15 protein-coding genes, 1 tRNA gene and 1 other RNA gene are annotated in these 20191 nt (G+C 40.9%); all 17 read right to left on the minus strand.

Going from position 1 to position 20191, the window contains the following annotated elements:
- Positions 1–257: 257 nt before the first annotated feature.
- Positions 258–587 carry a thioredoxin family protein gene (locus VRHSUH09_RS08645; protein WP_054746797.1) on the minus strand — a complete coding sequence of 110 codons (330 nt, stop codon included), beginning with the start codon at positions 585–587 and terminating at the stop codon, positions 258–260.
- Positions 588–647: 60 nt separating this feature from the next.
- Positions 648–998: RNase P RNA component class A (gene rnpB, locus VRHSUH09_RS08650), an RNA gene on the minus strand.
- Positions 999–1048: 50 nt separating this feature from the next.
- Positions 1049–2152, minus strand: a complete 1104-nt coding sequence (locus VRHSUH09_RS08655; protein WP_105081933.1) for a Nif3-like dinuclear metal center hexameric protein — start codon at positions 2150–2152, stop codon at positions 1049–1051.
- A gap of 15 nt (positions 2153–2167) precedes the next feature.
- On the minus strand, positions 2168–2899 hold the full coding sequence (locus VRHSUH09_RS08660; RefSeq protein ID WP_105081934.1) for a tRNA (adenine(22)-N(1))-methyltransferase: 732 nt from the start codon (positions 2897–2899) through the stop codon (positions 2168–2170).
- Positions 2900–2970: 71 nt separating this feature from the next.
- A tRNA-Ile gene (locus VRHSUH09_RS08665) sits at positions 2971–3045 on the minus strand.
- 179 nt (positions 3046–3224) lie between these two features.
- Positions 3225–4385, minus strand: a complete 1161-nt coding sequence (gene rpoD / locus VRHSUH09_RS08670; protein WP_105081935.1) for an RNA polymerase sigma factor RpoD — start codon at positions 4383–4385, stop codon at positions 3225–3227.
- Between the two features lie 23 nt (positions 4386–4408).
- Positions 4409–6181, minus strand: coding sequence for a DNA primase (dnaG, locus tag VRHSUH09_RS08675; protein WP_105081936.1), 1773 nt, complete (start codon positions 6179–6181; stop codon positions 4409–4411).
- 252 nt (positions 6182–6433) lie between these two features.
- Complete coding sequence (gene rny, locus VRHSUH09_RS08680) at positions 6434–7978, minus strand: ribonuclease Y (RefSeq protein ID WP_105081937.1); 1545 nt, start codon at positions 7976–7978, stop codon at positions 6434–6436.
- Positions 7979–8174: 196 nt separating this feature from the next.
- On the minus strand, positions 8175–8618 hold the full coding sequence (locus tag VRHSUH09_RS08685; RefSeq protein ID WP_105081938.1) for a regulatory protein RecX: 444 nt from the start codon (positions 8616–8618) through the stop codon (positions 8175–8177).
- 2 nt (positions 8619–8620) lie between these two features.
- Positions 8621–9661, minus strand: a complete 1041-nt coding sequence (gene recA, locus VRHSUH09_RS08690) for a recombinase RecA (protein ID WP_009351219.1) — start codon at positions 9659–9661, stop codon at positions 8621–8623.
- Between the two features lie 4 nt (positions 9662–9665).
- Positions 9666–10913 (minus strand): competence/damage-inducible protein A, encoded by a 1248-nt coding sequence (locus VRHSUH09_RS08695; RefSeq protein ID WP_105081939.1) that lies wholly within the window; start codon positions 10911–10913, stop codon positions 9666–9668.
- Positions 10914–10948: 35 nt separating this feature from the next.
- Complete coding sequence (rimO, locus tag VRHSUH09_RS08700) at positions 10949–12295, minus strand: 30S ribosomal protein S12 methylthiotransferase RimO (RefSeq protein WP_105081940.1); 1347 nt, start codon at positions 12293–12295, stop codon at positions 10949–10951.
- A 68-nt stretch (positions 12296–12363) separates the two neighbouring features.
- Positions 12364–13401: an ABC transporter substrate-binding protein gene (locus VRHSUH09_RS08705; RefSeq protein ID WP_105081941.1), complete on the minus strand. Its 1038-nt coding sequence runs from the start codon at positions 13399–13401 to the stop codon at positions 12364–12366.
- Between the two features lie 60 nt (positions 13402–13461).
- Positions 13462–15444 carry a YgiQ family radical SAM protein gene (locus VRHSUH09_RS08710; protein ID WP_105081942.1) on the minus strand — a complete coding sequence of 661 codons (1983 nt, stop codon included), beginning with the start codon at positions 15442–15444 and terminating at the stop codon, positions 13462–13464.
- Between the two features lie 39 nt (positions 15445–15483).
- Positions 15484–15936, minus strand: a complete 453-nt coding sequence (locus VRHSUH09_RS08715) for a helix-turn-helix domain-containing protein (RefSeq protein ID WP_054746804.1) — start codon at positions 15934–15936, stop codon at positions 15484–15486.
- 42 nt (positions 15937–15978) lie between these two features.
- Positions 15979–18723, minus strand: coding sequence for an FtsK/SpoIIIE family DNA translocase (locus VRHSUH09_RS08720; RefSeq protein WP_105081943.1), 2745 nt, complete (start codon positions 18721–18723; stop codon positions 15979–15981).
- Between the two features lie 82 nt (positions 18724–18805).
- Positions 18806–20107, minus strand: a complete 1302-nt coding sequence (locus VRHSUH09_RS08725) for a replication-associated recombination protein A (protein ID WP_105081944.1) — start codon at positions 20105–20107, stop codon at positions 18806–18808.
- Positions 20108–20191: the final 84 nt, after the last annotated feature.

Below are 20191 nucleotides of genomic sequence, written 5' to 3' on the forward strand. Positions count from 1 at the left end.
TTACAACAACTTTGCGCAATATATGTATATTACTTAATAAACTACAACGATATGATAGAATCATTTTTATAAGCTTAATTTATCAGACGATAAAGTTAAAAATACATGATAACAATCACATTCTTATTACTTTATTATAACACTTTATAAAACTAATAACTATAGAATTTAAGCAAAAAAGCTGTATATAAGAGGTAATTTCTCTTATATACAGCTCTGTATGCTATGTTTTTGTAATTTTTAACAGTTATTAGCTGTTACATGATTTCCTTAATTAGGGCCTCAAGCACGTCAGCTTTTTTGTAACCTACAAGGGAATCAAGCATTTTGCCATCACGGAAGAATACCATGGATGGAATGCCATCGATGTCTTCTTTCAACAAAACGCCACGAAGGTTTTTATCTTCTGCATCAACACTGAAGAATTCTACTTGCCCTTCGAAGCGTTCTGCTACTGCTTCTACCTCTGGACGCATAACAGTGCAAGGTTCGCACCAAGCAGCCCAAAAATCAACAATAGCTAAACCTTTAGAGCCAAGTACTTTTTCATCAAATTCTTGTACACTAGTAATCGCTGTAATTGCCATGAAGTTCTCCTAACAAAGATCTACAATCTTATATACTACTATAAATTATATCCTAAATATGGAAGCAAGCAATCAATAAGCCGAGTTCTGTTCCGCTTGCGCGGTGACGATTATCTTTCTAGGCGTACAGTCGCCTGCACGCTCGAGCGACACAACCCGGAAGGTAGGCGGGACCACCCTTAACCCTTCCCTATTCGGTCTTGCTCCGGATGGGGTTTACCGAGCCAGCCTGTTACCAGACTGCTGGTGAGCTCTTACCTCACCTTTCCACCCTTACCACTGACGTGGCGGTTTCCTTTTCTATGGCACTTTCCCTAAGGTCACCCTCGCCAGACGTTATCTGGCATCCTGCCCTATGGAGCTCGGACTTTCCTCGAGTCCTATGGACTCGCAACCGTCTTTCATACTTGCTTCAATTCAGTTTATCATAGCTAAGCTATTTGTTGCAAGAAAATGCAACATTATAAAAAGAAGAAATCATTTTGCTCTGTGAAAGCTTGAACAGGAATAGAAAGACCTGTTCCGATTAAATAATCTCGCAAACCATCAGCTACAATAGATTCTGTACCAAAATGCCCTGCATCAACTACAAGGAGTCCTAACTCCTTAGCCATTTGGGCCTCATGATACTTCACATCACCTGTAATATATGCATCCACATGCAAACGAGCTGCATCTTTAATAAATTCAGCACCAGCTCCGGAGCATAACGCAATAGATTGAATCTCCCTAGGTGCAATACCTGCAAAGCGAATATTTGCCAATGGTAAAGCTTCTTGTACCCATTCACGGAATGTATCTAAATTTAATGCATTTGGCAAGCGGCCAACTCTACCTAAATACTGAGTAGATGCTGTAGGAGATACTAAGGACACCACTTCATAAGCCACTTCTTCATAAGGATGTGCTGCTTTCATAGACTCAATCACTTGGCTTAAATGAGTACCATCAACGATAGCATTCACTTGTACCTCAGGTGCCACCGTTAAAACACCTGCTTCACCGATGACAGGATGAGACGCTTCATTACCGATGAAGCGGCCTTCACCGTGAAGACTAAAGCTACAGTGCTCATAGTTGCCAATTTTTCCTGCCCCTGCGGCCCCCATAGCATGACGAACCGCATCAGCAGAGCTTTCAGGTACAAAGGTAGTCACCTTATATAGCACTTCTTCACCAGTTTTAACAAAACCTTTTATGTCAATAAGACCTAATTGATTTGCCAACATATCATTAAGACCACCTGGTGCGATATCGAGATTTGTATGAGCACTATAAACAGCAATCTTATGCTGAATCAACTGATTAATCATACGACCTTGCACCGTATCGCATGATAACTGTTTTAAACCTTTAAAGATTAATGGGTGGTGGCTAACAATCATATTGTAGTTATGTTCAATAGCATAGGCTATAGCTTCCTCTGTAACATCTAAGGTCGTTAATACACCTGTGACCACTGTATTACGATCACCTACCATAAGACCTACATTATCCCATGATTCAGCATAGGAACGCGGTGCTAATTGTTCCATCAATGAAATAACATGTTGAACCGTTGTCATATAACTCACTTCCTTTTATCTATTTTCTAAAAGACTACAAAGAAATGCCACTTCAGCATCTAATTCCTTATATTTATCGGTATGACTCAATTTATCAGTCATACCATCTAGTGCACATTGGCGTTGGTAAATCAAATAGTCAATGTATTTCTTCCAAAGAGGTGGACGTTCCTGTTCAAGAAGAGCCCCCACAGACCACAATAAGGATTCTTCAGGTAATGCGGCATACACATTTTCTTGAATTGGTGTACCAGTATACTTTTCTACACAATCTTCGCGAATCGCTAAAAATGCAGTATATAATTTACCTGCATCTTCAACGATAATTTCAAGAACGATAACATAGCCCTTTTGCACCATATACTGACGCAATTCTTTTTGCCCATTTTGTGGTTGTAACACGTAGAACTCTAATGGTTCAGGTCCTGCGTCTACAATATCGCGCATCAAAAAGCCGCCCATACCACAGCAGATGGCACCATTTAGCTCGCCTTTCTCCGTTACCTTTAGACCATCCCCTAAACGGCAATCTACCTTAGACTCAAGCCCACGGGACTTAACATATTCTTTTGCTGACTCTAACGGTCCTTTATGCACATCTCCAGCGATGACAAATTCAGCACGACCACGATTAATGAGTTCTACTGCTAAGTAGCCATGATCAGTACCGATATCTGCAATAGCATGAGCCTTTGGCACGATTGAAAACACCGCTTCTAAGCGGTCCATCATAGGTCTAGGTTCCATAATATCCTCTACTATTAGTATATAAAAATAACCGCCCTTGAATTCTCAAGGACGGTAGATATCAACATAATTGGTGGGCCCACCTGGGTTCGAACCAGGGACCGACCGGTTATGAGCCGGTTGCTCTACCCCTGAGCTATAGGCCCACAGTTAGTTTCTAGCTTATTAATTATACCGAATAGGCTAGTACTAAGTCAAGGTACACCGTATTTCTATGACTGTTTCATGATCATAAAACGATGAATCATATCTTTATTTTAACACAAAAGGGCTGTAACACAGTGCTAGAGAACACTGCATTACAACCCTTCCGAGATTCTTTATCTTATAAGAAGTCTTTGATTTTATCGCGTTTACCGCGGTTACGCAATTTAGTAAGTGCCTTACCTTCGATTTGGCGGATACGTTCACGCGTAACATTGAAGTGTTGACCCACTTCTTCTAATGTACGAGGTTTACCATCCTTCAAACCAAAGCGCAAGATCAATACTTGTTGCTCACGATCAGTTAAGCATGTAAATACATCTTCAATTTGCTCTTGCAACAAGATATAACTAGCTGCATCATCTGGAGCAATTGCGTCTTGGTCTTCGATGAAGTCCCCTAAATGGGAATCTTCTTCTTCACCAATTGGAGTTTCCAAGGATACTGGCTCTTGTGCAATTTTTTGGATTTCACGCACACGCTCTACAGTAATCCCCATGCCTTCCGCAATTTCCTCAGGCAATGGTTCGCGACCTTTATCTTGCAACAACTGACGAGAAATACGAATCAATTTATTAATCGTTTCTACCATATGTACAGGAATACGAATCGTACGAGCTTGGTCCGCAATAGCACGCGTAATCGCTTGACGAATCCACCATGTAGCATATGTGGAGAATTTGTAACCTTTTGTATAGTCGAATTTATCAACCGCTTTAATCAGACCAAGGTTACCTTCTTGAATCAAATCCAAGAATAACATACCACGACCTACATAGCGTTTCGCGATACTGACAACTAAGCGCAAGTTAGCATCTACCAATTTTTTCTTAGCCTTTTTGGCAAGTTGAATATCTTTATATGTAGCATCTTCTGCTGCGCCAGCTTCAATTTGCTTTGCTAAAACGATTTCTTCGTCCGCAGAAAGCAAAGGAACACGACCAATTTCTTTGAGGTACATACGCACTGGGTCATCGATATTAACACCAGAGTCTACGCTTAAGTCGATGGAGATATTCTTCTCACTAACAACCTCTTCAGCATCTTCTTCTGGCTCGATTGGATGTTCTTCTACATCTTCTGCATCAATGTCAGCTACAACCTCAATATTTAATTTACCTAACGTAGTATAAATGTCATCTAATTGTTCTGCAGTGAGTTCCGCCTGCTCATGAAGAGCATCTGAAATCTCGGATTGTGTCAACACACCGGTCTTACGGCCTTTTTCAAGAAGTTGTTCCACAATCTCCTCTATTTGACTTTTTTGTACTTTCTTAGCCACAGCGCTCTCCTTTATAGTATTGTTTACTTAGACCATTCTCTAATTAAATTCTGTATTTCCTGACATTTATGTAATTCGCTAATAAACGTCGAATCTCCTGCCCGTTTTAGTTGATCCGCCATAATTGAATGCGCTTTATACTGTTCACGCAATGAATGGAGTCTTATCTTGCGGATTAATCCAGGCACTTGTACCTTATATTCATCGTCACTCATCACAACCAATCTAGAGTAAATATCATACTCTGATGGGGTTAACACAGACTGAATTGCTGTTTCATCCAGGTGACCTTCTGTCTTGTACAAGGAGAATATCTTTTCTATTATACATCGATATTCGCTTTTTTGAAAGTCTTCTATCGGCAAATAGCTCATCATATGAGATAATATTTCCCCATTAGTGAAAGCTAAGGACAATAATTTTTCCGCATCCCCCTTAGGTAAATCCTGTGTTGGCAAAGGAGCTGATGCAGTATCCACTAATTCAATTTGTCCTTTTTTCACATAGTCTCGGAAGTATCTAAATATGCTGCTATTATCAAGCCATAATGGCAGTGCCAATGTTTTTAATGCGTCATCTCGCTGTGTTTGACTATCTATATTTGCAATATATGGGAACACGTCAGCCATAACGGCTTGTTTTCCTTCGGTATCGTTAGTATCGTGCTTAATTAAAGACTCACTCAATAAATAATCGAGGGGCTTCACAGCCTTTGCGACTAAGTCTTTAAATGCCTGTCCACCATGATTACGTACATAATCATCAGGATCCTTTCCATCTGGCATAGCGAGAACACGCACCTTAAAATCTGTATTTTGTAATAATTCAATGGCCCTAGCAGCCGCTTGACGCCCAGCACCATCCATATCATAGGCTAATACAATTTCATCAGCCTGTCTCATCAAGATATGACCATGATCTCTTGTATAAGCAGTCCCTAAAGATGCCACCACATTCGTAACGCCATGGTTATGGGCTGATATAACATCCATATACCCTTCTACGAGAATGGCTTGTCTCTCCTGACGAATCGATTTGTACGCCTTGTCAAAAGCAAATAGTATTTTACCCTTTTCGAAGATAGATGACTCTGGGGAGTTTAAATATTTTGGTGTGCTGTCATCCATGACACGACCACCGAAGGCAACTACTCGCCCTTTACCATCCATTATAGGAAACATAATACGATTTCTAAAGAAATCATAGAATTGTCCCTTTTGGTTTTTGCGTACTAGATTCAACTCTAATAAAATTGAATCATCAATACCGCGCTCATGGAAGGCACGATATAACTTATCCCAACCATCAGGGGCAAATCCAAGCTTGAACTGTTCTATGATTTCCTTCGTAAGTCCCCGCTTCTTTAAATAATCGAGCCCCACCTTTCCCATAGAGGTTTGTGTGAGACAATTATGGAAAAATGTGGCTGCTAAATCACAAGCTTCATATAGTTTTTTACGCCTTTCATCTCGAGCTCGCTGCTCAGGTGAAAGCTTCGCCTCTGGCAATGGAATATTCGCTCGATTAGCTAGCCGCTCTAGTACCTCTACAAAGGTTAAATGTTCTAACTCCATAAGGAATTTAATAACATTCCCCGATGCATGGCAACCAAAACAATAATAAAAACCCTTTTCAGGGGCAACGCTAAAGGATGGCGTTTTTTCATTATGGAAAGGACAACAACCCCAATAGTTCTTGCCGCGTTTCTTTAAGGCTACATGCTCGGATATAACTGATACGATATCATTAGCATCTTTGATTTGTTCAATCAATTCATTTTCAAAATATCGGCTCATAGCCAACGCCTCCTTCCCCATATATATATTAATTCGATATACAAATAAAAAATCCTCTATTTGTAAAAGATTTTAATTAGTTAAATTATTAAAATAATACAAAAACTAAATACGAATCATAGGAATCCTTATCTATCAAACTAAATACATAAGGATTCCTATACGTCGTATTAAACGATACCATTACCAATATTTTGATAACAATAGGCTGCAATGATAACATTGCAGCCTATACTTATCGCTTATTGCATATTATTTTGCGTAATCCACAACGCGAGTTTCACGAATAATTACGACCTTGATTTGGCCTGGATATTCGAGTTCAGACTCGATGCGTTTTACGATATTCCGAACGAGTAATGTAGACTCAGCTTCATCAATCTTGTCCGGTTTTACTACAACGCGAATCTCACGACCTGCTTGAATAGCAAAGCATTTTTCAACGCCTTCGAAGGATTCAGCGATTTCTTCCAATTTAGATAAACGTTTCAAGTAGTTTTCTAATGTTTCTCGACGCGCTCCAGGACGAGCTGCGGAGATAGCATCAGCAGCAGCTACTAATACAGCCTCAACACTTTGGAATTCTTCATCACCATGATGAGCACCAATACAGTTGATTACTGCTGCACTTTCACGATATTTACGAGCTACATCAACACCGATTTGAACATGAGAGCCCTCAAGTTCGCGGTCCAATGCTTTACCGATATCATGAATTAAGCCACCTCGTTTAGCCAATGTTACATCACAGCCAAGTTCAGCTGCCATTAAACCTGCTAAATGAGATACTTCGATGGAATGTTTCAATACGTTTTGACCGTAACTAGTACGATATTTCAAACGACCTAAAATCTTAACAATTTCAGGATGTAAGCCGTGAACATCAGCTTCAAATGTCGCTTGTTCACCAGCCTCTTTAATAGTTTGGTCAACCTCTTTACGAGCCTTACCAACCATTTCTTCAATACGAGCTGGATGGATACGACCGTCTACAATCAATTTTTCCAATGCGATACGAGCCACTTCACGACGAATTGGATCGAAACCGGAAAGAATAACTGCTTCTGGTGTATCATCGATAATCAAGTCAATACCTGTTAATGTTTCAAGTGCGCGAATATTGCGGCCTTCACGACCGATAATGCGACCTTTCATTTCATCATTAGGCAATGCCACTACGGATACGGTAGTTTCCGCTACATGGTCAGCTGCGCAACGTTGGATTGCAGAGGAGATAATTTCTTTCGCTTTTTTCTCCGCTTCATCCTTAGCTTGCTGTTCCATTTCCTTAACCATAATCGCCGTTTCATGACGGATTTCTTGTTCTACATTCGTTAACAAGATATTTTTCGCTTCTTCGAAAGTCATGCCAGAAATGCGTTCCAATTCTGCCATTTGTTTTTCATACAAAGCTTCTACCTTTTCACGGCTTTGGGCTAATTCAGCTTCTTTGCGATGTAAAGTTTCCTCTTTGTGCTCAATATTGTCTAATTTTTTATCCAAAGATTCTTCTTTTTGAAGAATACGGCGTTCCATACGTTGAAGTTCAGAACGACGATCTTTATTTTCTCGTTCCACATCGGAACGGAGCTTATGAATTTCTTCTTTTGCTTCTAATAAAGCTTCTTTCTTTTTAGACTCAGCTGTGCGCTCACCGTTAGCGATGATGCGTGAAGCCTCTTGCTCAGCTTGATTCAGTTTTCCTTCAGCAATATTTTTTCTTAAAAAATAGCCTGCCCCTAGTCCAATCAGTACCATTACCACTGCAATTAGACAATACTCTAAAATCTGTCCCACATTCTCTAAAATCTGTCTCACCTCCTCTTAAATTCTCAAAATCGAGCTTTCATGCTCCTTTTTATGCCCTTCATGCATTAAATTATCAATTAGCCTTATCATCATTTAAATAAATAAGGCTATTTTTAATTTTAGACTTGAAAGCCCTTTCTGTCAAGATTTTACAAGCCTAGCAAGGACTCTCAAAAAGCATACTTTATTCATAAAAATCATTACATACGACTTGAATCGTGCTTGTTGAGAACCCTCTGTATTTGAGAAAGTTGAATACTTTTACACGAGGAGTGCGGTCCTCATTGAGAGTGGAGCCAAATTTTTTCTCCATCACTCGATAGGCCGCTTTTACTTCATCATAAGAAGAAATTTCTTGGGGAATCTCAAGCCCCCGAAGTTTCATCTTTTGTTTAATCATGTAGGCCCCATATTTTTGTTCTTTCATCAAGTACGCTAATACCTGCTCAGATAAGCGCTCATCATTGATATAATCATACTCTCTAAGGCGTTCAAGGACCCGCTCAATGATTGGGTCCTCGAATTGTTTACGTCTCATTTTTTGTGTTAGTTCATAGGAACTAAGAAATCGTTGAGCTAGGAAGCGATACGCTTGATCCATAGCAGCTTGCATCGTTTCATCACTCATGATTATACTTCTTCAGTTACTTCTTCACCGATTACGTCGATTTCTTCTGTACCTACTGCCAATGTATCGCGAATAATACGATCGATTTCATCTGCTACTTGTGGGTTATCAAGTAAGTACTGTTTAGCAGATTCTTTACCTTGGCCCATACGCTCCCCATTATAGGAATACCATGCACCAGATTTATTGATGATTTCCATATTTGTACCGATATCAATAAGTGTACCAGCTTTAGAGATACCTTCGCCGTACATCAAATCGAATTCAGCTGTTTTAAACGGAGGTGCTACTTTGTTTTTAACAACTTTAACTTTAGTGCGGGCACCAACATTTTCATTATTAGCCTTAATTAATTCACCTTTACGAACATCGAGGCGTACAGAAGAATAGAATTTCAACGCACGACCACCGGTTGTCGTTTCAGGGTTACCAAACATTACGCCTACTTTTTCACGCAATTGGTTGATAAAGATAACAACCGTTTTAGATTTGCTGATGATACCAGTCAATTTACGCAATGCTTTACTCATCAAACGAGCTTGTAAACCTACGTGAGCATCGCCCATTTCGCCTTCGATTTCAGCTTTAGGAACTAAAGCTGCAACGGAGTCAACTACGACAATATCTACAGCGCCACTGCGAACAAGAGCTTCTGTAATTTCAAGAGCTTGCTCACCATTGTCTGGTTGAGAAATCAATAAATTATTGATATCTACGCCCAAGTTACGAGCATATACTGGATCCATCGCATGCTCCGCATCAATAAATGCTGCAATGCCACCTTGTTTTTGTGCTTCTGCTACAGCGTGAAGCGCTACTGTTGTTTTACCAGAGGATTCTGGGCCGTAAATTTCAATAACACGACCACGAGGGAAACCACCTACGCCAACAGCGATATCGATAGCAAGAGAACCGGAAGAGATAACCTCTACGTTCATGCGATCAGCCGCTTCACCAAGACGCATAATAGCGCCTTTACCAAAGTCTTTTTCAATTTGTTTTAACGCGTTATCCAACGCTGCTTGTCTGCCATCTACAGCCATTATTTTATTTCCCCTTTTCTGTTATATAAGTATACACATAATATAGTGCTAGCTCTGCTGCACTTTGTCTAATATCATCTCGATTGCCAATTAGATTTGCTTTATGAGCTACGGTGCCATGTGGCCCAGTAACGCCAAACCATACAAGACCAACTGGCTTTTCAGGGCTACCTCCGCCAGGACCAGCTATGCCCGTCGTAGAAACGGCATAGGTCGTTTGTCCAATAGCTCTTGCCCCTTCCGCCATAGCCTTAGCGACTTGTTCACTTACGGCACCATACGTATCGAGCATGTCTTGAGGTACACTTAGTACACGATGTTTTATGTCGTTGCTATACGAAATAACGCCACCCATGTAGTACTCACTACTGCCACTCACATTAGTAAGTAATTTACCAACTAAACCTGAAGTACAAGATTCAGCAGTACTAATCGTACTGTGCTCCTCCAGTAGAGCACGACCGAGGGTTTCCTCCATAGAAACCGTCAAATCACGGCCTACCCGAGAGCCTAATCGTTCTCGAATAATAGTATCCCAAGGATTGAGAAGCGCTTGTGCCGCTTCTAAGGTGTCAGCCTTAGCGGTGATACGAACCTCGATATAGCCCTTTTTAATGAGCAAAGCTATGGTCGGATTTGATTGATTCTTAATGAGGTCCATCAACGTGTTCTCTAGGTCGATTTCACGGATATCATATACGCCATATCGATAGGATGTAACAACACCTTGCGAACCGAATCGACTATCTAAATAAGGTACTACGCCCTCTTGGAACATCCCCTTCATTTCTCCAGGAGGTCCAGGTAAAAGTATATATGTAGTGTCCCCATCTTCTACGACAACACCAGGAGCTACGCCTACAGGATTTTTAAGAATCTTTGCACCTTCAGGCAACTCCGCTTCCCGACGACTTGCATCAGGTACAGTTCGTTTTACACTTTCAAAGAAACGTTTAACCTCATCCATTGCCTCTTGATTAAATACAATAGGTCGTCCAATAGAATCGGCTAATACATTACGCGTAATATCACCTTGCGTTGGACCTAGCCCACCAGTACTAATCACAATATCAGCCCGTGTGCTAGCTAGCTGAAAGACCTCTGCCATGCGCTTAGGATTATCGCCAACTACGGATTGATAAGCAATAGTATAGCCTAATTTATTTAACTCTTGTGCTAGCCAAGATACATTCGTATTAACTGTATCGCCTAGCAATAATTCTGAGCCTGTAGAAATAAGTTCTACAATCATCAGATCACCTCCACACTCGAATATATCGAAGTGTATTATTCTACAACAGTAGCTACAACGTCGTACGCAAAACCTTGTTCTACTTGTACCTTGAGAATGTCACCAGGTTTAATATCTTCGCCGCAGTCTTCGATGTACATATTGCCGTCTACATCAGGAGCTTGAGATTTCAAACGACCTTTTGCAAGCAATGTATTATTATCGCCTTCTTCAATTTCTTCGACCATCGCATAATCAATGGTACCTTCTAAGTCGCGATTATTCTCTTCAGAGATAGCAGCTTGGATGGACATAAGAACGTGGTAACGTTCTTCTTTAATCTCTTCTGGGACTTGGTCTTCACGAGCACCTGCAGGTGTACCTTCCTCTTGAGAGTAGGTAAACACACCCATATTATCGAATTTGATTTCTTTTACAAAGTCGCAAAGTTCCTCAAATTGCTCGTCTGTTTCACCAGGGAAACCAACGATAATAGATGTACGCAATGTAATATGTGTAGGAGCATTTCTAATTTTCTTAAGCAAACGCTCAATATCACTACGATCATCGCGACGATTCATTTGCTTCAAAATATCGTTATTAACATGTTGCAACGGAATGTCTACATATTTGCAAAGTTTTGGCTCATTAACGATAATATCTAACAATTCATCAGAGAAGAATGTTGGATATAAGTAAAGCATACGAATCCATTCGATGCCTTCTACAGTAGTTAATTCTTTTAACAACGTAGTCAACAATGGCGTACCATCGTTGAGGTCAATACCATAGCTAGTCGTATCTTGAGCGATAAGAACGACCTCTTTAACACCAGATGCTGCTAAGCGTTCTACTTCGGCTTTAATAGACTCAATTGTACGGCTACGGAATGCACCACGCACCTTTGGAATAATACAGAAAGTACAACCATTATTACAGCCTTCTGCAATCTTTACATATGCACTGTAACGAGGTGTAGTCTGAATGCGAGGCATACGTTCATCATAGATGTTCGTAATATTCTCCATAATACAACTTCGATTGCCATGCTCAATAGCATCAACGGCTACCATAATTTGGTCCCAGGCACCAGTACCGATTAATGCATCAATTTCAGGAATTTCTTGGAATAATTCATCCTGATATTGTTGGCTAAGACAACCTGCTACAATAAGGCCCTTACAAAGGCCATCTTCCTTATATTGAGCAACCTCAAGGATGGTATTAATAGACTCAGCCTTGGCTTTCTCAATAAAAGTGCAGGTATTAACAACGATAAGGTCTGCTTCGCTTAGGTCTTCAGTAATGGTATAGCCATTGTCTCTCAACAAACCTAACATTACTTCAGTATCTACTAAATTTTTAGCACAACCTAGGCTAACATACCCTAATTTCTTACCCATTCTATATCCTTTCTTCACTCGATTCTATCTCTATCTCTTTTCCTATTGCTAGGATCTATTCAACGGTCTTAGTCTTTACGGAATCGTACTTGACTAACCCAGTGATTTAACAATAACTTTTTACCTTCCATAGTATAGCCACCATTCACAGGCCATAGCACTAAATCTTGTCCCATAGAATCCTTCGGCTCATCCATTTCAGGATTGGTGAACATATAGGTAAAATTATTTTCTACCATATATTTTGCCGTTTTTGTAGATAACAACCAATTAATAAATTCAACACCATCTGCTTTATGCTTTGAGTTTTTTAACACCGCAGCACCAGTCACATAGTAAGACGTGCCATCTTTAGGGTATATGAACTTAATTGGATACCCATGACGGTTATACTGAGCGGCATCAGATAAGTTACCAATCCCAATGTTTGTCTCCCCCAATGCAGTTAAGCGTACTGGAGTAGATAAGAACTTAGCATGTTGTACTACATGTGGTTTCAAGCTATACAAATATTCAAGAGCCTCTGGTTCTCCTTTGTACTCCACCATATTGTACAGTAAATTTGCTGCATTCTGAGATGCTACAAAGTCCGTCATAATAATGGACCAGTCGCCTTGTTTTCCCAATGTCTCCCAAGTAGTAATATACTTGCCAATACCATTATGGAAGGTATCATTCTGAACAAATACGATAGGATCATACCAAAGGCCAACCCAGTAGCCATTAGGATCTTTAAATGTATCTCGTACTTCATCAATTCGTTCATTAACGATTGGTGCATATTTACCAGTATTAGCACCTACAACGAGATTATCCTCAGAGGTGAGTACTAAATCGCCAGATGTGTCAGCCACAGTTGACGCTGACCGTTGTGCCATTTGATCCTCTGTAAGAGGCATGATCGTAACCTTTACATTTTGTTCCACTTCATACCGAGCAGCTAGCATTGTAGTTAAATTATTTGGCAAGTCTGTGTAGACTGTGATTTCACCGCGAACTGGCTCTTTTGCCTGTTCGATTTGTTCTTGATGGTAAAAGTTCATGCCGTAGGTCAACATCCCTACTACAAAAAGGGCTAAAACGCCCGGAGCAATCCACCGTTTCATATATGCCTCCTATAAGACATAACGTATCCCCAACGAAACTAGTAAAACTAATCTCTATAATTAACGACCACCACGGCTTTTATTAGATGGACGACCTTTAGTCATACCACTACGAGATGGTCTCCCCTTACTAACACTAGATTGACTATTAGAAGAGCCTCGTACATTAGATTTGCTATTCGACGTACGTCTTAAGCTTTCAGATTTAGAGCGTGTATTCCCCTTACTACGCGGTTCACTAGTGTTGCGACCAATTGGACGTGGCGGAATTAAACATTCTGGGCCAAAACCAATTAAGTCACGTCGATTAGCCTCTATAAGGGCCTCTTTAACAAGGTCATAGTTTTCAATATTTTTAAACTGCATCAAAGCGCGTTGCTTAGCTTTATCTCTACCCTTTTTAGCTACATATACAGGCTTTCCATCTAAGGGATTAATACCTGTATAGTACATACAAGTAGACAGACTACCCGGTGTAGGAATAAAGTCTTGTACTTGTTCAGGGTACATGTGGTGATCGCGCAAAAACTCCGCTAATTCGATAGCATCTTCCAAGGCACAGCCTGGATGAGAGCTCATAAAGTATGGTACTAAGTATTGCTTTTTACCAAGTTTTTTATTAGCCTCTTCAAACCAAGATTTAAAGGTGAGGAACTCTTCCTTTCCAGCCTTGCCCATCATGTTGGTTACACGTTTAGACACATGTTCTGGAGCTACTTTTAACTGACCACTGACGTGAAATTCACAAAGCTCGCGGACGAAGTCTTTATTGTTATCCGCTAGCACATAGTCATAGCGCAAGCCAGAGCGAACAAATACTTTTTTTACCCCTTTTAACTTACGCAACTTACGAAGTAAAGCAATGTAATCATCATGATTTGTATTCAAGTTCTCACAAGGCTCAGGTGCGGCACAAGTACGCCCTTTACAAGCACCATATACAGCTTGTTTATCACAGGCTAAATGACGGAAATTCGATGTAGGCCCCCCTACATCGTGAATATACCCCTTAAAGTTATCCATATTAATCATCATCTGAGCTTCGTCAATCAATGACTCATGACTGCGATTTTGGATGATACGACCTTGGTGGTTTGTAATAGCGCAGAAAGAACAACTGCCAAAACAACCACGTTGGCTCACAAGGCTAAACTGTACCTCGCTTAAGGCTGGTACGCCACCTTTATCATCGTATTTAGGATGCCATTTACGAGTATAGGGCAGATTATACACCCCATCCATCTCCTCTTGTGTCAATGGCAATGCAGGCGTATTCTGAATCAAATATCGGTCACCATGCTTCTGTACCACTATGCGGCCATAGAACGGATCTTGTTCATCATATTGGATGCGAAACGCATCGGCAAAGTCCATTTTGTCAGCCTTAATAGCTTCATAAGATGGACACTCCACATAATCAATGGTAGGAATGTCCTTTGCCATGTAACAAATCCCCCGTATAGACGCCAAGGACTCTTTAAATCTTCCTTGGTCTAACGCATCAGCTAGTTCGACGATTTGAAGTTCACCCATACCGTAAACGAGTACATCCGCCTTAGAATCGACTAAGATAGAGCGACGCACTGTATCTGACCAGTAGTCATAATGACCAAAGCGGCGTAAGGATGCCTCTATGCCCCCAATAATGAGCGGCACATCACTATAAGCCTCCTTCATCCGGTTTGCATATACCAAGGTAGCACGATCTGGACGATGACCAGCTTCACCGCCTGGAGAGTAATCATCTTGACGGCGAAATTTCTTTGCCGCCGTAAATTTATTGAGCATTGAGTCTAAATTCCCTGCCGTAACAAGGGATGCTAGACGCGGTTTACCTAGTTTTTTGAAAGCCTCTACATCATTCCAATCTGGTTGATCTATAATGCCTACACGATAGCCTTTGGATTCTAGGTATCTGCCGATAACCGCAGGAGCAAAGGACGGATGGTCCACATAGGCGTCCCCACTGATGAGAACGAAATCTAATTCGGCCCAACCTCGTTCCTTCATATCCGAAGGTTCTGTTACTAAAAATCTATCCATTGATTGTGTAAATGCCTTTCCATCATTCCTAATCAACTATTAGAAAAGGAATAACCACAGTAAAAATAATGCCATACAGAATAAAATAATGCCTAAAACAATACGTTCCTGAACGATAGAACGTTGGCGTTTTCGTTGTCGCGTTTCCAAAGACATACGCTTCTTAGAGGTTTGGTATTCAACAAATTCGCTTTGCACCAAAGTAGGAGCGGCTTGAGCTTTCTGTCTCGTCACAGAGCGCAAAGAAAAGGTATCAATATCTCCTACTTGGCTTTGATAGGCTTTCACCAAACGATCTCCATCGAGATCTAAGTAATTGCCATAATTACGAATAAAGCCTTTTACGTAGACCTGTCCAGGAATGATGTCATAGTTGCCATCTTCGATAGCCTCTAAATAGGTTGTTTTGATATGTAGCACCTGCTCCACATCTTTAAAGGTTAGATTACGTCTTACCCGTTCACGTCGTAATTCTTCGCCTAATTCAGCCATTTTCGTTCCTTTCTAAATCTACGTAATATTATATTCATTCAATTATTGTTCATCAGTGGAATCAGAGAAATATCTAGCTTTCGCTTGTTCAGGGCTCATCAAAATTTCTCGAGCCTTACTGCCCATGCTAGGACCAACGATTTTAAGGTCTTCCATAGTATCTACAAGGCGTGCTGCACGGGTATAACCGATGCGGAAGCGACGCTGTAACATGGATACAGAGGCTTGACCAGATTCCATAACAAGATTTACCGCACGCTCTAATAATTCATCGCGGTATACATCATTATCATCGGAAGTTTCTTTTTCAGCTTCCTTTTCTGCCTCTTGCGTTACCGTATTATCATACTCTGGCTCGCGTTGAGCTTTCACAAATTCTACGAGGTTTTCTACCTCATCATCAGAGATAAATGCACCTTGTACACGAATTGGTTTATTCGCTCCAATTGGAGCAAACAACATATCGCCTTTACCTAGCAATTTCTCGGCCCCCGCCATATCAAGGATAGTACGGGAGTCAATTTGAGAGCCTACAGCAAAGGAAATACGGCTTGGTACATTGGCTTTAATAGAGCCAGTAATAACATTAACAGATGGACGTTGTGTAGCAAGTACCATGTGGATACCTGCAGCGCGCGCCATTTGTGCCAAACGACTAATGGATTCTTCAATGTCATCTGGAGCAGTCATCATAAGGTCAGCCAACTCGTCGATAATCAGTACAATCAACGGCATAGCCGCCTTAGGGTGTGCTTCATTATAGCTCTTAATATCACGTTTACCAGATGCTGCAAAGGCTTTATAACGCGCCTCCATTTCTCGAACGGCCCATCGCAATACAGCTGCTGCTTTTTTCATATCTGTTACAACTGGCGCCATCAAATGAGGGATACCATTGTAAATAGACAATTCAACCATCTTAGGGTCAATTAATAAAAGCTTAACCTCTTCTGGTTTACGACTAAAGAGAATACTGGAAATCAATGTATTTACACATACAGATTTACCAGAACCAGTCGTACCTGCTACAAGCAAGTGAGGCATCTTCGCAAGGTCTGTGATCACAGGTTTCCCTGCAATATCCTTACCAAGACCTACAGGAATACCACCTCGAGCATCCTTAAAGTCGCTACAATCTAAAACATCACGCAAATGAACGGCTTCAGTTGTCTTATTAGGTACCTCGATACCGATAGCAGATTTACCTGGGATTGGAGCCTCCATACGAATATGTTGCGCAGCTAAATTAAGAGCAATATCATCTGTTAAATTAACGATACGGCTAACCTTCACCCCAGGAGCAGGCTCGATTTCATAACGCGTAACGGTCGGACCTTGTGTAGCATTTACAACCTTAGCCGTAATGCCGAAGTTACTCAATACATTCTCAAGCATCATCGCATTGTGAGCCACTTCTTCCCCATTATTTTGACTCCCCTTCCCTTTCGCCAAAATATCAAGGCTTGGGAAATGGTAAGGTCTATCGTAAGTACGGTGAATTTGACCGTCTTTAGATACTGCAACTTGGGCTGTATCCTCTGTAGTGCTAATAATGGATGGCACTTGTAAGCCCATGCCTGCCATACCGGCTCCAGCACTTACAGAACTAGCAGCAGCACCCGTTCCAGGCACGGCAGACGCAATAGCCCCATGATTAGTTTCCAATGGGCCAATCGTTGTATCTTGATAGGAAAATTCAGGTTCTTTTACCTCAGTATGTCTTGCTGCTTCAGACTCATCAGTATAGCCTTCGTCAGGTGTATATGTATAATCCTCATCTGGAACATATACATAATCATCACCAGTAGATCGATGCGTATCAGAAAATTGATCAAAATCATCAGCATCATAAGTCTTAGCATCGCCAGATGCATCAGAAATATTAGCCAATTGCTCAGCTGCACGATTACGCGCTTCTAATTCAGCTAATTCCTTCCAAGATGTAGGCGCTTTTGGCGGCTCTACAGTTGTAACTGTGTCTGGAATAGGTTCCACATCTATAGAAGTATCAGTTTCAAAGCTATCTCTATCGGTAGTAATACCACGTTTTTCTAAGCTATCTAATGCTTGATCAGCAGCATCTTCAAAGCGTGTATCTTTTTCCCTGTTATAGGCTTTACGTTGTTCCGCTGCTTCTTTGCGTTGCTCATTCCAGTCCTCAAAGACCTCTTTCGCAACTGCCACCTTCTCAGCAGCTACTTCTTTTGCTACGTCTAAACCTACTTGAGTTTTATCTGCTGCCTTTTGTAAGCCACTGCGCAAGGATAATCTAGTAATAAGAAGACCAAAGGCTAATAACAAGAACACATCGAGAATAATTGCACCTAAATTACCTAATAAAGTGCGCATAAATGTTGCAATAGCTCCACCTACTACACCACCTTGATTAGCCAATTGTGTAGTAATGAGTTCCTGCCCCTCAGGAACACGCCACAATGGAACAAGAGCTAACAAGAATAGGAAAAACAAGGTCATTACTACGCCTCGTTTTGTAAAGGAAATAAATGTGCCCTTATATAATAATCGCCAACCTACCCAGAAAACGCATAAACAAGGAATAATACCACCTAGACCGAAGCCATAGCGGAATATACCTGTTAAAATTTGACCCACAAGACCAAGCTCAAAGCCAAAGAACCCGAGCAAAGAAATCACTGCAAAGGCAATGACAATAAGGCCTTTAACTTCGCTGCGCAAAGAAAAGCCTTGGGACTTTGATTGCTGTTTTGTACTTGTTCGCTTACGGCGTGTGTTGCGTTTTTTGGTGGAAGTGTTTTCTTCTGCCATAAATCTATACAAACCCCTTACTTATATAACATTACAGTAAATTAACTTATCATTATATTATAGCATATATCGAAGTATTTAGTTAACTTTTACGACGTTCTTCCCAGTCATTAAGCAATTGTTCTTCTCTACCTCTTTTTATGCCATTGTAATAGGTGGCATCTACAAGAGGTGTCGGTAAATATTGTTGTTTTACATAGCCATTCGGATAGTTATGAGCATACTTATAAGCTTTCCCGTGACCTAATTTGCTAGCCCCACTATAATGACTATCCTTCAAATGATCTGGTACCTGCCCACAATCCTTGTGGCGCACGTCGGCAATAGCTGCATCAATTGCCATATAGGCAGAATTACTTTTTGGCGCTAACGCCACATAACATGCAGCCTCGGACAATATAATACGCGCCTCTGGGAAACCTACCATATGAGCCGCTTGAGCCGCAGCATTTGCCAAAATCAATGCTTGAGGATCAGCAAGACCTACATCTTCAGCAGCACAAATCACGATACGACGAGCGATAAAGTTCGGGTCCTCCCCTGCTTCAATCATACGAGCTAAATAATGCACTGTAGCTTGTACATCAGAGCCGCGCATACTTTTAATAAAAGCAGAAATCGTATCATAGTGGCTATCACCTTTTTTGTCATATGTATAAATACGACGGCCTACGACCTTTTCAAGGACCTCAATAGATATAGTACCTTCGTCGGGAACCATAGCTGCTGCTTGCTCTAAAATATTGAGAGCCATCCTGCCATCACCGTTGACGAAGATGCCTACATCCTCTAGTACTTCGTCGGTTACTTGTAAACGACGTTTACCAAGACCTACCTCTTCATCGGTAATAGCACGACGCAGAATTTGACCGATAGCCTTTGGTGTAAGGGCCTCTAATGTGATAAGTCTCAATCGAGATAATAGAGGTCTATTAACCTCAAAAAACGGATTTTCTGTGGTGGCACCAATAAGAATAATTGTGCCATCCTCTACGCAAGGTAACAGCACATCTTGTTGGCTTTTATTAAAACGATGAATTTCATCGAGGAATAGAATGGTTCGCTGTTGCAGAGAACGAACACGCTTACGGGCATCTTCAATGATGGTGCGCAATTCACCAATGCCTGCATTAGTAGCATTTAAATTTACAAAATGACTATTACTCATCTTGGCAATAATGCCAGCTAATGTAGTTTTACCCGTTCCACAAGGCCCATAAAAAAGCATGGATGGTATGGTATCCTTCTCTACCATAGCACGCAAGAAAGTCCCCTTTCCTACAGCCTTCTCCTGACCATATAAATGGTCTAATTTAGTAGGACGCATCCGTACAGGAAGCGGCTCATATGTATTTGTAGGCGTCAAATCAAATAAACTATCCATTCTCTCACCTCAATCCATAAATTCTTAACTATTGATTAATCCATAATATATTAACTATTTCTTATATTTTAACGCTATTTTTAC

The organism is Veillonella rogosae JCM 15642 (genome assembly GCF_002959775.1).
GTDB classification, from domain to species: domain Bacteria; phylum Bacillota; class Negativicutes; order Veillonellales; family Veillonellaceae; genus Veillonella; species Veillonella rogosae.